Annotated in this window: 17 protein-coding genes; 10 read left to right on the top strand and 7 right to left on the bottom strand. The window is 65.5% G+C overall.

The window, feature by feature from the left end:
- Window positions 1–56: 56 nt before the first annotated feature.
- The 3 genes from QM789_RS04110 to QM789_RS04100 are packed head-to-tail and all read left to right on the top strand — an operon-like array spanning window position 57 to window position 2,832.
- Window positions 57–1,226, top strand: coding sequence for an NAD(P)/FAD-dependent oxidoreductase (locus tag QM789_RS04110; RefSeq protein WP_420350677.1), 1,170 nt, complete (start codon window positions 57–59; stop codon window positions 1,224–1,226).
- A 53-nt stretch (window positions 1,227–1,279) separates the two neighbouring features.
- A complete protein-coding gene (locus tag QM789_RS04105; RefSeq protein ID WP_420350676.1) occupies window positions 1,280–2,461 on the top strand; it encodes an FAD-dependent oxidoreductase in 1,182 nt (393 codons plus the stop codon).
- Window positions 2,458–2,832 (top strand): YbaN family protein, encoded by a 375-nt coding sequence (locus QM789_RS04100; RefSeq protein WP_420350675.1) that lies wholly within the window; start codon window positions 2,458–2,460, stop codon window positions 2,830–2,832. The genes QM789_RS04105 and QM789_RS04100 overlap by 4 nt, the downstream gene beginning before the upstream one ends.
- On the opposite strand, the gene QM789_RS04095 is transcribed toward QM789_RS04100, so the two are convergent.
- Window positions 2,829–3,509 (bottom strand): GntR family transcriptional regulator, encoded by a 681-nt coding sequence (locus QM789_RS04095; protein WP_420350674.1) that lies wholly within the window; start codon window positions 3,507–3,509, stop codon window positions 2,829–2,831. The two genes, QM789_RS04100 and QM789_RS04095, sit on opposite strands and share 4 nt — an antisense overlap.
- Before the next feature lie 224 nt (window positions 3,510–3,733).
- Between QM789_RS04095 and QM789_RS04090 the strand changes: the two genes are divergently transcribed.
- The 5 genes from QM789_RS04090 to QM789_RS04070 are packed head-to-tail and all read left to right on the top strand — an operon-like array spanning window position 3,734 to window position 8,382.
- On the top strand, window positions 3,734–4,708 hold the full coding sequence (locus QM789_RS04090; RefSeq protein ID WP_420350673.1) for an ABC transporter ATP-binding protein: 975 nt from the start codon (window positions 3,734–3,736) through the stop codon (window positions 4,706–4,708).
- A 25-nt stretch (window positions 4,709–4,733) separates the two neighbouring features.
- A complete protein-coding gene (locus tag QM789_RS04085; RefSeq protein WP_420350672.1) occupies window positions 4,734–5,999 on the top strand; it encodes an ABC transporter substrate-binding protein in 1,266 nt (421 codons plus the stop codon).
- Window positions 6,000–6,049: 50 nt separating this feature from the next.
- The gene (locus tag QM789_RS04080; protein WP_420350671.1) at window positions 6,050–6,904 is read left to right on the top strand and encodes an ABC transporter permease; all 855 of its coding nucleotides are present in this window, start codon (window positions 6,050–6,052) and stop codon (window positions 6,902–6,904) included.
- The gene (locus tag QM789_RS04075) at window positions 6,905–7,717 is read left to right on the top strand and encodes an ABC transporter permease (RefSeq protein ID WP_420350670.1); all 813 of its coding nucleotides are present in this window, start codon (window positions 6,905–6,907) and stop codon (window positions 7,715–7,717) included.
- Entirely contained in the window at window positions 7,714–8,382 is a 669-nt protein-coding gene (locus QM789_RS04070; protein ID WP_420350669.1) for an aspartate/glutamate racemase family protein, read from the top strand. The genes QM789_RS04075 and QM789_RS04070 overlap by 4 nt, the downstream gene beginning before the upstream one ends.
- On the opposite strand, the gene QM789_RS04065 is transcribed toward QM789_RS04070, so the two are convergent.
- Entirely contained in the window at window positions 8,366–8,878 is a 513-nt protein-coding gene (locus tag QM789_RS04065; RefSeq protein ID WP_420350668.1) for a CAP domain-containing protein, read from the bottom strand. The genes QM789_RS04070 and QM789_RS04065 overlap by 17 nt on opposite strands.
- Before the next feature lie 173 nt (window positions 8,879–9,051).
- On the opposite strand from QM789_RS04065, the gene QM789_RS04060 reads away from it, so the two are divergent.
- On the top strand, window positions 9,052–9,663 hold the full coding sequence (locus QM789_RS04060; RefSeq protein ID WP_420350667.1) for a L,D-transpeptidase: 612 nt from the start codon (window positions 9,052–9,054) through the stop codon (window positions 9,661–9,663).
- Between the two features lie 173 nt (window positions 9,664–9,836).
- Window positions 9,837–10,457, top strand: coding sequence for an FMN-binding negative transcriptional regulator (locus tag QM789_RS04055; RefSeq protein ID WP_420350666.1), 621 nt, complete (start codon window positions 9,837–9,839; stop codon window positions 10,455–10,457).
- Between the two features lie 846 nt (window positions 10,458–11,303).
- Here the strand turns inward: QM789_RS04055 and QM789_RS04050 are convergent.
- The 5 genes from QM789_RS04050 to QM789_RS04030 form a co-directional block, all read right to left on the bottom strand.
- Window positions 11,304–11,840: a F0F1 ATP synthase subunit B gene (locus QM789_RS04050; RefSeq protein ID WP_420350759.1), complete on the bottom strand. Its 537-nt coding sequence runs from the start codon at window positions 11,838–11,840 to the stop codon at window positions 11,304–11,306.
- 23 nt (window positions 11,841–11,863) lie between these two features.
- A complete protein-coding gene (locus QM789_RS04045; RefSeq protein WP_420350665.1) occupies window positions 11,864–12,400 on the bottom strand; it encodes a F0F1 ATP synthase subunit B' in 537 nt (178 codons plus the stop codon).
- Window positions 12,401–12,473: 73 nt separating this feature from the next.
- Window positions 12,474–12,710, bottom strand: a complete 237-nt coding sequence (locus tag QM789_RS04040) for a F0F1 ATP synthase subunit C (protein ID WP_420343342.1) — start codon at window positions 12,708–12,710, stop codon at window positions 12,474–12,476.
- Between the two features lie 53 nt (window positions 12,711–12,763).
- On the bottom strand, window positions 12,764–13,570 hold the full coding sequence (locus QM789_RS04035; RefSeq protein ID WP_420350758.1) for a F0F1 ATP synthase subunit A: 807 nt from the start codon (window positions 13,568–13,570) through the stop codon (window positions 12,764–12,766).
- A gap of 38 nt (window positions 13,571–13,608) precedes the next feature.
- A complete protein-coding gene (locus tag QM789_RS04030) occupies window positions 13,609–13,950 on the bottom strand; it encodes an AtpZ/AtpI family protein (RefSeq protein WP_420350664.1) in 342 nt (113 codons plus the stop codon).
- Between the last annotated feature and the right edge of the window lie 23 nt (window positions 13,951–13,973).

Below are 13,973 nucleotides of genomic sequence, written 5' to 3'. Positions count from 1 at the left end.
GTGGGGCCGCATAGCGGCCCCTTCTCGTTTTGGTGAATGCGCCCTATAAGGCCGATATGGATTACGATGCGATCGTTTTGGGCGCGGGCGGTGCGGGGCTGCTTGCCGCCGCTATGGCGGGGCAGGCGGGGGCGCGTGTTCTCGTGCTGGACCATGCCGACCGGCCGGGGAAAAAGATTCTGATCTCCGGCGGGGGGCGGTGCAATTTCACCAATACCGGCGCGGAACCCGGCTGCTATTTGTCCGAGAATATCCATTTCGCGAAATCGGCGCTCAGCCGTTATACGCAATGGGATTTTCTGGCGCTGGTCGAACGGCACGGCATCGCCTGGCATGAAAAGACGCTCGGGCAGTTGTTTTGCGACGGATCGGCCCGGCAGATCGTCGCGATGCTGCTTGACGAATGCGAGCGCGGCGGGGTCGAGGTCCGGCTACAGGCGCGGATCGGCGAGATCGGCCATGCCGACGGGCTGTTCCGCGTGGCGGGGGCCTCGGCGCCGCAACTGGTGATCGCGACGGGCGGGCCGTCGATCCCGAAGATGGGGGCCACCGGCATTGCCTTCGACATCGCGCGCCGTTTCGGCCTGAGCGTCGTTCCTCCGCGCCCGGCGCTGGTGCCGTTCGTTCTGGGGCCGGAGGCGCAGCCGTTTCGGGAGATTGCGGGCGTGGCGGTGCCGGTGATCGCGCGCTGCGGCACGGCGGCCTTTGCCGAGGCGGCGCTGTTCACCCATCGCGGGCTGTCGGGCCCGGCGATTCTTCAGGTTTCCTCCTATTGGCACCCGGGCGCGGCGGTGGTGCTGTCGGTGTTGCCCGGTGCGGCCGAGAAGCTGCGCGCCGCGCGCCGCGCCATGCCGCGCTCGCATCTGCGGGCCGTTCTGGCCGAGCATCTGCCGAACCGTCTGGCCGAGGTGATGGCGCAGCGGATCGGCGCCGCCCGCGAAATGGCGAACCTGCCCGATACCGAAATCGACCGGATCGCCGGGGCGCTGGAGGCGCTGACCTTCCACCCGACCGGCACAGAAGGCTATGCCAAGGCCGAGGTGACCGCAGGGGGCATTTCCACGGCGGAGCTGTCGTCGCGGACGATGGAGGCCAAACGCCTTCCCGGCCTTTATGCGATCGGCGAGGCGGTGGATGTCACCGGCTGGCTGGGCGGTTACAATTTCCAATGGGCCTGGTCCTCGGGTGTGGCGGCGGGCCGCGCGATCGCCGCGCGGCGCGGCTGAGGGGTGGCGCCTGCGCGCGGGCATGCTACTCTGGCACGAAGCGGGAGAGTGCGATGGAGCGGACGAACAGCGATTGCATCATCGTCGGCGGTGGTCCTGCGGGGATGATGGCGGGGCTGCTGCTCGCGCGGGCGGGGGTCGCGGTCACGGTCTTCGAGAAGCATCCCGATTTCCTGCGCGATTTCCGCGGCGACACGATCCATCCCTCGACCCTACAGATCATGTCCGAGCTGGGGTTTCTGGAGGAATTCCTGCGCCTGCCGCATCAGCGCGCGCCGACCCTGCATGCCGAGATCGGCGGGCGGCAGGTGACCCTTGCCGATTTTCGGCGCCTGCCGCTCGAATGCCGCTACATCGCCTTCATGCCGCAGTGGGATTTCCTCGACTTTCTCGCGCGCAAGGCGCAGGCCCTGCCGGGCTTCACCCTGCGGATGGGGATCGAGACGACCGGGCTGATCCGGGAAAACGGCCGCGTCGCGGGCATCCGCTGGGCCGGGGGCGAGGCGCGCGCGCCGCTGGTGATCGGCGCGGACGGGCGGCATTCGGTGGTGCGGCGCGAGGCGGGGCTGAAGGTGCACGATTTCGGTTCGGCGGTCGATGTGGTCTGGCTGAAGCTGTCGCGCCGCGCAGATGATCCGGCCCCCGCGATGAGCCATGCCGGGCCGCAGCAGGGGCTGGTGCTGATCGACCGGGGGGATTACTGGCAATGCGGCTATGTGATCCGCAAGGGCTCGTTCGCGGATCTGAAGGCGCGGGGCCTTCCGGCCTTCCATGCGGCGCTTGCCGCGCTGGCGCCGCTGCCCGCCGAAAGGTTCGCGGAAATCACCGGCTGGGATCAGGTGCATCTGCTGTCGATCCGCATGGACCGGCTGGAGACATGGTGGACGCCGGGCGTGCTGTGCATCGGCGACGCGGCGCATGCGATGTCCCCGGTGGGCGGTTTCGGGGTGAATTTGGCGATTCAGGACGCGGTGGCGGCGGCACGGATCCTGGCGGCGCCGCTGCGCGCGGGCCGGGTTCCGGATGCCGCTTTGGCCGCCGTGCAGGCGCGCCGGATGTTCCCCACCCGCGCGACGCAGGGCCTGCAACGGATGATGCGCCGCAAGCGCAACGACCGGGGCGAGGCCGCGCCCCGTCCGCCCGGCTTCATCCGCGCCCTTGCCCGGATGCCGGTTCTGGCGCATCTGATGGGGCGGCTGATCGGCATGGGTTTCCGCACGGAGCGCCTTCCATGATCGCGACGACGACGCTGGTGCGGGGGGTTTTCCTGCTGCTGGGGCTGGTCTTCACCCTGCTCGGTTTCGTGGGGGTATTCCTGCCGGTGATGCCGACGACGCCCTTTCTGCTGGTGGCGGCGGCCTGTTTCGCGCGCTCTTCGACCCGGCTGGAGGCATGGCTTCTGGCGCAGCCGCATTTCGGCCCGCTGCTGCGCAACTGGCGCGACCATGGCGCGATCCCGCGCTATGCGAAATGGCTGTCGCTGGGGGGCAGTTCGCTGGGCTTCGGGATGTTCCTGCTGGCGGGGCCGTCGTGGATCCTGGCGCTGGTCGTCGGTGCCGGGATCGCGGCGGCGATGGTCTTCGTCTTCTCCCGGCCCGACGTCTAGGGGCGCAGCGCCTCGCGCAGCGATTGCGGCGCGGAACTCACCGTGCGCAGGTCGAGCGAACTGAGCAGGTCGAGCAGATGGCTCTTCATCAGCTCCTCCGCCCGGGCGCCGTCGCGCCGCGCCATCGCATCCAGCAGCGCGTGATGGGCGTGGCTTTCGCACAGCGCCGCCCGCCGCTGCCAGTAGAGCGCGATGATCAGCGACGAGCGCGCCACCAGCTGCGTGATGAAGGCTTCGATCGTCGCCTGATCGGCGATCCGCGCCATTTCGACATGGAACAGCCCCGAAAGATAGAGCGCCCGCCCGGCATTCCCGGCCCGCAGCGCGGCATGTTCCTCGGCGATATGGCTGTGCAGGCGTTCCAGATCCGCCGGGGTCACGCGCTCCGCTGCCGAACGCGCGGTGCGCGGCTCCAGCAGGGCGCGGGCCTCGAAGACCTCGCGCGCCTCCTTCACCGTGGGTTGCGCGACGAAGGCGCCCCGGTTGCGCCGCAACTCCACCAGACGGTCATGCGCCAGCCGCTGCAACGCCGCCCGCACCACGGTGCGCGACACGCCGAAGATCTCGCCCACCTCGTCTTCGGACAGCTTCGCCCCGGGCGCCAGGCGATGTTCATGGACCGCCAGCGCCAGCGCCTCGGCGATGCTTTCCGCCGTATTCTCCCCGATCGCGTTCATGGGCCCTCCTGCGCCGAATCTGGGCGGGTGCGGCGGCGGATGCAAGCCGGGCCGGGTGTGGACGAGATTGTATACAATATTGTCGCGAAACCTGTGCAGCGCCCGCATGTCCCTGCCTAAAGATGCGGCAGCGCGTGTTTCGCCCCCGCCGCGCGGGAAAATTCTTTGTGCGATCCGCCGCACCCATGCGCAGCCTGAGGAAAGCACAGCGAACGGGGCAATGGATGCGGACCAGAAGCGATCTCGAACTCGTGCATCTGACCAAGGCCTATGGCCAGACGGTCGCGGTGAACGACATCAGCCACGTCTTCCCACCGGCGAGCTACATCTGCCTGCTCGGCCCTTCGGGATGCGGCAAATCCACGACATTGCGGATGATCGCCGGGCATGAATCGGTGACCTCGGGGGCGATCCTGCTCGACGGGACGGACATTTCGCACCTCCCGCCCGCGAAACGTGGCACCGCGATGATGTTCCAAAGCTACGCCCTGTTCCCGCATCTGTCGGTGCGGGACAATGTGGCGTTTTCGCTGCGGATGAAGGGGGTGGACAAGGCCACGCGCAACGCCCGGGCGATGGAGCTGCTCTCGCTGGTGGCGATGGACCATCTGGCGGAACGGCTTCCGGCGCAGCTTTCGGGCGGGCAGCAGCAGCGGGTGGCGCTGGCGCGCGCGCTGGTGAACGAGCCGAGCGTGCTTTTGCTCGACGAACCGCTGTCGGCGCTGGACCCGTTCCTGCGGATCCGGATGCGGGCGGAATTGAAGCGGTTGCAGCGCGAACTGGGCATCACCTTCGTTCATGTCACCCACGGCCAGGACGAGGCGCTGGCACTCGCCGATCAATGCGTGGTGATGAACAATGCGGTGATCGAACAGGCGGGCACCCCGCGCGAAGTCTGGTCCGAGCCGCGCACCGAATTCGTCGCGCGCTTCATGGGCGGGCACAATGTCATCGGCCTGAACGGCGCGCGCTATGCGATCCGGGCGGATCAGGTGCGGGTGGACAGCACCGGCCTGCCCGCCGCCGTCACCGGGGTGGAATATCAGGGCGACCGCGTGGCCGTTACCACCCGGGCCGAAAGCGGCGACGAGATCGTTGCCCTCGTGCCCGAAGCGGCCTTCTTCGCCGCGCCGATCAACCCCGGCGAGGCGGTGCGCCTCGGCTGGGATCAGGGGCGGATGCACCGCCTCGAAGCCTGAAACGACCGACAGAGAGGGGACCACCATGTCGAAAATGCGTTACTCCCGCCGTTCGCTGCTCAAGACCGGGGTTGCCGCCGCGGCGGCCTCGGCCCTGCCCGCGCCGATGATCTGGGCGCAGGAGATCAAGGACATCACCATCCGGCAGTTCGGCACCGGCGTGTCGAACCTGAACGAGGTCGGGCAGAAGGTGAAGGAAGAGCTGGGCTTCACGCTGGAGATGACGGCGCTCGACAGCGACAGCGTGACCCAACGCGCCGCGACCCAGCCCGACAGCTTCGACGTTGCCGATATCGAATATTGGATCTGCAAGAAGGTCTGGCCGACCGGCAACCTTCAGGCGATGGATACCAAGAAGATCAAGAATTACGACAAGATCGTCGGCATCTTCCGCGACGGCAAGCTGACCCCCGAAAGCGTGATCGCGCAGGGCACGGCGCCCCATACCGTGGGCTTTGTCGAGGGGCCGGACTCCAAGACCTTCGCCAGGGAACAGACGCAGTGGATGACCCTGATCCCGACGATCTACAATGCCGACACGCTCGGCATCCGCCCGGACCTGATCGGCCGGCCGATCGAAAGCTGGGCGGAACTGCTGAACCCGGAGTTCAAGGGCAAGGCGTCGATCCTCGACATTTCCGCGATCGGGATCATGGACATGGCCATGGTCTGCGAGGCGATGGGCAAGATCAAATACGGCGACAAGGGCAACATGACCCGCGACGAGATCGACCAGACCATCGCGATCTTCACCGAGGCGAAAAAGGCGGGCCAGTTCCGCGCCTTCTGGAAGAGCTTCGATGAATCGGTGAACCTGATGTCCTCGGGCGAGGTGGTGATCCAGTCGATGTGGTCGCCCGCTGTCACGGCGGTGAAGACGCGCGGCATCCCTTGCGTGTTCCAGCCGCTGAAGGAAGGCTACCGCGCCTGGGGCGGCGGCATCGGCCTGTCGAAGAACCTCACCGGGATCAAGCTCGACGCGGCCTATGAATACATCAACTGGTATCTGTCCGGCTGGGTCGGCGGCTTCCTGATGCGGCAGGGCTATTACTCGGCGGTTCCGGAAACGTCGAAGGAATTCATGGACGCCAACGAATGGGGCTACTGGTTCGAGGGCAAGCCCGCCACCGCCGACATCGCCAACCCCTTCGGTCAGGTCATGGCCAAGGCGGGCGAGACCCGCGACGGCGGATCCTTCTACGAACGGATGGGCCATGTCGCGTGCTGGAACTCGGTGATGGACGAGAACCAGTATATGGTCCGCAAGTGGAATGAATTCATCGCCGCCTGATGACCCCGCGGCGGGGGCCCCCGGCTCCCGCCCGCCCGAAGGAGGGACCGATGATCCGCAGATCCGATGTGATAGGGTGGCTGCTGGCCTCGCCGCTGATGCTGGTGCTGCTGGCCTTTCTGGTGGTGCCGATCGGCACGCTGTTCGTCGTCAGCTTCTGGCAGGCGACGGAATATTCGATCATCCCGGCCTTCTCGCTGGAGAATTACCAGTTCCTGCTGACCTCGGCGGTGACGTGGAAGGTGTTCCTCGCGACCTTCAAATATGCCTTCATCGCCTGGGTGCTGTGCCTGCTGATCGGCTTCACGGTAGCCTATTACCTGGCGTTCCATATCCGCTCGGCGACGGCGCAGATGGCGCTGTTCCTGCTGTGCACCATTCCCTTCCTGACCTCGAACATCATCCGGATGATTTCCTGGATCCCGTTTCTGGGCCGCAACGGCATCGCAAACCAGACGCTGATGGGCCTTGGCGTGATCGACCAGCCGCTGGAATGGCTGCTCTATTCCGATTTCTCGGTGATCCTGGCCTTTGTCCACCTGAACACGCTGTTCATGATCACGCCGATCTTCAACACGATGATGCGCATCGACCGCAGCCTGATCGAGGCCGCGCGCGACAACGGCGCCTCCGACTGGCAGATCCTGTGGAACGTCATCATCCCGCTGTCGAAGCCCGGCATCATGATCGGCACGATTTTCGTGCTGACGCTGGTGATGGGCGATTTCATCACGGTGCGCTTCATGTCGGGCTCGCAAAGCGCGAATGTCGGGCGGCTGATCTCCAACGACATCGCGCTTTTGCAATATCCCTCCGCCTCGGCAACCTCGATGGTGCTGCTGGTCACGGTGCTGATCCTGATCGGGATCCTGATGCGCTTCGTCAACATTCGCAAGGAGCTGTAAATGGAACCGCGTCCGCGCAGCTTCTGGTGGCTGACCGCCTTCTTCGCGCTGTTTGTCGTCTTTCTCTATGGCCCGACGATCACCATCGGCATCCTGTCGTTTCAGGGGCCGGAGGGCGGGCTGACCTTCCCAATGCGCGGGGTCTCGACCTATTGGTTCCACAACCTGTTCGAAGAGCAGGCGGTGGGTGACATCTGGGGCGCGTTCCGGCGCTCCTTCGTGCTGGGCCTGATGGTGATGGCGGCGACGGTGGCGGTTTCGGTGATGGGGGGGCTGGCGTTCCGCAAGCGGTTCTTCGGCTCCGGCGGGCTGTTCTATCTGGCGATCGCCTCGCTGGTGATCCCGTCGATCCTGGTGTCTCTCGGGACGGGGCTGGTGTTCGACCGGCTGGGGCTGAAGGTGCATTGGGCAACATCGGGCTTTGGCGCGCAACTGACATGGACGCTGCCCTTCGGCCTTCTGGTGATGTTCGCCGTCTTCAACCGTTTCAACCCCAGCTACGAGGAAGCCGCCCGCGATCAGGGCGCCACGCCGTGGCAGACCTTCGCCCATGTCGTGCTGCCGATCATCCTGCCTTCGGTGATCGGGGTGGCGCTGTTCGGCTTCTCGCTCAGCTATGACGAATTCGCCCGGACGCTCCTGACGGCGGGCAGCTACAACACCCTGCCGCTCGAAATCTTCGGCATGACCACCAATGTCACGAAGCCGGTGATCTATGCGCTCGGCACGCTGACGACGGTGTTCTCCTTCGTGATCATCGGCGGCTTCCTCGGCACGGTCTGGCTGTTGGGAAAACGGCGGGCCAGGGGATGAAACTGCTCTATCTCAACCCGAATTCGACCGAGGCGATGACGCGTTCGGTGGTCGCGGTCGCCCGTGCGGCGGTGCCCGGGGCGGTGGTTCTGGGCTGGACCAACCGCTCCGGTCCCCCGGCGATTCAGGGGCCGGAGGATGGTGCCGCCGCCGTCGCGGGGCTGATGGCGATGCTGCCGCAGGCGCGGGCCGAGGCGGTGGATGCCATTGTCATCGCCTGTTTCGACGATACCGGGCTCGATGAACTCCGCGCCGCCGCGCATTGCCCGGTGCTGGGGATCGGACAGGCGGCCTATGCGATGGCGGGGCTGCTGGGGGCGCGGTTCTCGGTGGTGACGACGCTGGCGGTGTCGGTGCCGGTGATCGCGGGCAATATCGCCCGGCTGGGCGTGCCGGGCTGTGCTTCGGTCCGGCCAAGCGGTCTTCCCGTGCTGGAGGTCGAGGAGGGCAGCGAGGAGACCCGTGCCACGCTCGCGGCCCATATCACCGCCGCCGCCCAAGAAGATGGCGCCGGGGTGGTGGTTCTGGGCTGTGCCGGGATGGCCATGCTGCGCGAGGATCTCGCCGCGCGCAGCGGTGTGCGGCTGGTCGATGGCGTCGCGGCCTCGGCCCGGCTGGCCGCCGCGGTGGCGCTCGACCTGGCCGGGATCACTCGTGCCCGGTGACCATCGTCCACCAGACCTTGCCCGAGGCTTCCTGATACCAGCCGAAGCCGATCTGCGTCGCCACCGGGTTCAGGATCACGTCGCGCGTATCGGCGAGGCTCATCCAGGCCGAAAGCGTCTCCACGTCGTTCTCGTAGGTTTCCGAGATATTCTCACCCACGAAGGTGCCATAGAACCCCGCTCTGCGGGTCCGGTCCACCGGCGACGACCCGTCCGAGCCCCAGTGCCACGGCCGGTTCTGCTCCGCCATGTCCTTTGAATGCCGCATCGCCGCCTCGCTCAGCGCGGCGTTCATCGCCACCGGCGCGGTGCCGCGCTTGGCGCGCAACTCGTTGACATTCGCAAGAACCCGGCCGGGGATCGCGGCCGATTCCGTCTTGGTGATCCGGTAAAGCACGGGAAGCGGCTTCCCGTCGGGCCCAAGCTGCGGCCCCTTGTCGGCACAGGCCGCAAGCCCCAATGTGGCCAGCAAAACAAGAGCCTTGACGCTGTTCATCTTCACAATCCCCCGGGAATTTTCGCGAGCCTTACACCGCTGCCCGTGTCTGCGCAAACCCACAGTTGCGTGAGACTGCATTCTGACGATGGTTTGATTTGCATCTGCGGCAAACCGGCACTATCGGAACCCATCAACGGCCGCGGCGAACGGCCGAATCCGGAGTCGTGACGATGACCATCAACAGCAAGACATTCGACCGCCGGGCGTTCCTCGGCGCGGCGGCGGGCCTCGTGGGGGCCGGTCTGGCCGCGCCCGCGGTTTTTGCCCAGACCCCCGATGCGGGGCTCGAAACGATCGACAATTCCATCAACAGCAACGCGCATCGCAATATTTCGAGCTTCCGTGAACTCGACTGGCGCGATTACTTCAGCACCACCACCAACGGGGCGATCCTCGTCGATACGGTGTCGCGCGCACTGCACTACTGGAACGACGATCAGTCGGTCTACAAACTTTATCCGACCTCGGTTCCCGTGTCCGAGGATCTGACCCGCCGGGGCCGGACCGAGGTGATCCGCAAGGTCGAGAACCCGACCTGGGCGCCTACACCGTCGATGAAGGCCCGCAACCCGGAATGGCCGGATTTCGTGCCCGCTGGGCCGGATAATCCGCTCGGCACCCGGGCGCTCTATCTGAGCTGGCAGTATTACCGGATCCACGGCACCCACGACACCCGCAAGATCGGGCGCAAATCGTCGAACGGCTGCATCGGGCTTTACAACCAGCATATCGAAGAGCTTTACAGCTTGGCAAAGGTCGGAACGCAGGTCGTTCTGGTCTGACGAATCCGAACGGTCGCCGGTTTGCCCGGCGCGGTGATAGCTGTGGGAGTGGATGCCGGAGGCATCCTTTTCCCACGGCTCGCTGTTCCGGAGCGCGTCGCGAGCAGACCGCCGTTGACGCCCGGTTTGGCCTGCCTCACAGTTCTTCGGGTCCGGGAACAGAGGTAGGTCGCATGTATATCCCCCCGCATTTCGTGGAAGTCAGCCCCGAGGCGATTGCCGCGACCTTTGAGGACGCGCCGCTCGCCTGTGTCGTCGCACAGACGGAGGCGGGGCTGATCGCCAACCATCTGCCGCTTCTTCAGACCCCGGCGGGCGATTTCATCGGCCATGTGGCGCTGGCCAATGACATGCACCGCCTGATCGGCGAGGGGCAGGAGGTTCTGGCCATCTTCCGCCGGGACGATGCCTATATCTCGCCCAATTTCTACCCGACGAAGCCCGAGCATCACCGCCATGTGCCGACCTGGAACTATGAGGTTGTCCATGTCCATGGCACCATCGCCTTTCAGCACGACGACCATGCGAAGCGCGCGGCGGTCGGGCTGCTGACCCGTCATCAGGAGCGGCGGCTGAATGGCGCGAATGCCTGGCGGATGGCCGATGCACCGCGCGACTATATGGAGCAGATGTTGGGCGGGATCGTGGCGTTCCGGATCTCGGTGACGCAGGTTCTGGCGAAGTCGAAGCTCAGCCAGAACCGGGAGGCGCGGGACTATCAGGGCGCGATCGAGGGGCTGAAATCCTCGGGGCATGAAGGCATGGCGGAGCGGATGGCCCGTCGTAACCCCTGAGCTTGCGCCATGATGGGGCGTTTCGCTGTGCGGTGGCAGTCCCGCAGATGGGCTGTCTGAGCTTGCGTGACGGCGGAGCGAACGGCTTCGGGCTTCCCGCCCTCGTTCGGCGGCTGGCCGTTGGTTGCGCCGGGTAGAGGCCGGATCAGGTGCCGTTTGCGGGTCTGATCATGGCGGCCCTGCTGCGCTTAAATCGCTTTTCCAGCCATCGGCTAGAGGGTTCCGGGATTTGTCATGCCGCGCCTCCCGGCTGTTGAGGCAGCTATGGGGGTTCAAGATGGGCAGACCACATCCGATGGAACTGCGGACGCGGGTCGTTGCGCCTGTCGACGAGGGCATCGCAGCGCCGCACTTCCGTGTTTCGCCGAAATTCGTCAATGATCTGGTCAAGTTGCGGCGTGAAACCGGATCGCTGGTGCCGCGCCGTCCGGCCATTGGCGGATCCAGACCTTTGTCGCGGCCCTGCGCAGCGTCGGCGTCTGGTTCCTCTTCCTGCCGCCATTGAACCCCATGGAAATGGCGTTCTCAAAACGGAAGTCGCTCAGCAGGAAAGCGAACCTGCGATCACCTGTCGGCAGCCGACGGCCAGGTCTGGCACATCGTCGATCCCGACAAATGCCGGAACGACTTCAAGGCCGAAGGATAGCAGGCCGATTGAGCGAAACACGGTCTAGGCGTGTCGAACGACCCCGGAACCGCATGCTCCATAGCATCGACACTCCTTTGACGTCTGGTGCGCCGGGGCAGTGATATGTCCGGCCCCGTTGACTGTTTGCCGGGGTAGGGCAGGGGCAAAACAAAACCCGGCGCGAGGCCGGGTTTCGGAGTGTTGCGATGGGCGCTGGCTTAGTGCAGGCGCGCCTTGACCTCGGCGATGGAGGAGTCGATCGTACCGGCCTTATCAGCGGCGCTCAGTTGCTTCGACAGGACTTCGCCCGCAGCAGCCACGGCCACCTGAACCGCACGATCCTTGACCGCCTTCACGGCATGGGATTCGGCCGAAGCGATCTGATCCTCGGCGGCCTTCAGGCGGCGCGTGATCGAGGTTTGCAGATCGGCCTTGGCCTGATCCGCTGCGGTCTGCGCGTCGCGCTTCGCCGCGGCGACGATCGCATCCGCCTGTGCCTGGACCTCGCGCGCCTTGCGCTCGTAGGTGGCCAGGATCGACTGGGCTTCCTCGCGCAGCGCACGGGCTTCGTCCAGATCGGACTTGATCCCGTCGGCGCGCTTGTCGAGCAGGCCGCCGATCTTCGCCGGAACCTTCGCCCAGAGCACGATCGCGACGAAGATCACGAAAGCGATCAGCACGACGAAATCGGTGTTGCGCAGCGAGAAGAACGGCCCCGAAGCGGCCAGCGCGGGCTGAGCGGCAAGGATCAGCAGAAGCGAGAAGCTTTTTCATGTCCTTACCCCTTCACCCGGGCGCCAACGGCCTCGGCGATCACGGCGGCATCCGCCTTGCCACCCAGAGCGGCGACGATTTCGGCCGCGGCATCCCGCGCCACGGTTTCGACCGCGGCCAGCGCACCGGCACGGATTTCGCCGATCTTGGCTTCGGATTCGGCGGCACGCTTGGCGATTTCGGCATCGGCCCGGGCGGTGGCGGCATCGAGTTCCTTCTGGATCTCGGCCTTGGTCTCGGCCACGATCTTCTGGGCCTGCCCACGCGCGTCAGCCAGTGCCTTTTCATAGGCGGCCTCGGCGTCCTTCGCCTTCAGCTTGTAATCTTCGGCGGCGGCGATGTCGCCCGCGATGGTGCCCTTCCGCTCCGACAGGATCGCGGCGATGCGCGGCAGCGCGATGCGCGACAGCACCAGATAGATGACGACCAGAGCCACCAGAAGCCAGAAGATCTGGTTCGGGAAGGTCGAGATATCCAGCTGCGGCATGCCGACGCCCGATGCTTCGTGGGCGCCCTCGACCGCTTGGTGTGTTTGTTCCATATCGTCCCCCTGGACCCTCATAGCACCGGATGGGCCCTCACGGACCCATCCGACGAAAGGTTGCGCTCAGGGATCAGACTGCGAACAGCAGCAGCAGAGCGACCAGGAAGGCGAAGATGCCGAGGGCTTCGGCGAAGGCCATGCCGATGAACAGCGTGGCGGTTTGGCCTGCGGCGGCCGAGGGGTTGCGCAGGGCGCCGTTCAGGAAGTTACCCGCGACGTTGCCCACCCCGATGGCGGCGCCCGCCATGCCGATGCAGGCGAGGCCCGCGCCGAGGTATTGACCGAATTCGGAGATGCTGCCTTCCATTTGGATGCTCCTTGAGGATTGGAAAGGGTTAGAAAAGGTTCTCGGTATCCGGCTCAGTGCGCCGGATGCAGTGCGTCTTTCAGATAGACGCAGGTGAGAATGGTGAAGACGTAAGCCTGAACGATCGCCACGATCACTTCGAGCCCATACATGGCGGTGATCGCCAGGACCGAAAGCGGGGTGACCAGCACGCCGACGAAGGACATCAGGATCAGCGGCGCGAAGGCGGCGAAGACCTTGATCACCGCGTGGCCGGCCATCATGTTGCCCGCAAGACGGATGGAATGGCTGACCGGGCGCACGAAGTAGGAGATCACCTCGATCACCGCCAGCACCGGGCGCAGCGGCAGCGGCGCCGACTTGACCCAAAACAGTTCGAGGAAATGCGCGCCGTTCTTGACGAAGCCGATGACGGTGACGGTAACGAAGACCAGAACCGCCAGAACCGCGGTGACGGCGATATGCGAGGTCGGGGTGAAGGCCTTCGGCAGCAGGCCGAGGACGTTCGAGCAGACGATGAACAGGAACAGCGTCAGGATATAGGGGAAATACTTCAGCCCATCCTTGCCGGCGACATCCTCGACCATCTTGTGGACGAAGCCGTAGGTCAGTTCGGCGAGGGACTGGCCCTTGGTCGGCACGATGGCGCGGCGGCTGGAACCCACGACCATCAGCAGGATGATCGCCACGACACCAATCGCCATCCACAGCGTCGAGTTGGTGATCGTATACCAATGGACCGCCCCATCGCCGAACAACGGTTTGATGGCAAACTGATCCATCGGATGGAATGCAAGACCTTCGCCGTGCTCAGCCACGTTTATGTTCCCTCTCAGCGGTTTGACGGTGAACTGATCCATCGGATGGAATGCAAGACCTTCGCCGTGCTCAGCCACGCTTATATTCTCTCTTCATCGGCCGCCCCGGATGCGGCCCTCGTCCTGTTCATATCGGCCGCCGTGCGCAGCATGACCCGCACCCCGGCAACCAGCCCGAGGAGCGTGAACACCAGCATCAGCCACGGCATCGTGCCCAGAAGCACATCCAGCCCGTATCCGATGCCGAAGCCGATCCCCAGCCCCGAAACCATCTCGATAACCATCCGCCAGGCCATGTCGGCATGACGGAACTTGTCATCCGCGGCGGGCTTCGGCGCATCGGCCCGGCGCCTTGCGGCGAGCTTCTCCTCCAGCGCCTTCAGGCGTTCGGGATCGGGCTCGTCCGTGGGACGTTCGGCCATGACAACCACCCCCGCGATAACTC

Source organism: Paenirhodobacter sp. (assembly GCF_047600745.1).
In the GTDB taxonomy this organism is placed as follows: domain Bacteria; phylum Pseudomonadota; class Alphaproteobacteria; order Rhodobacterales; family Rhodobacteraceae; genus Rhodobacter.
The sequence above is the reverse complement of the archived record's forward strand: the minus strand, read 5'-3'. Positions and strand labels throughout refer to the sequence as shown.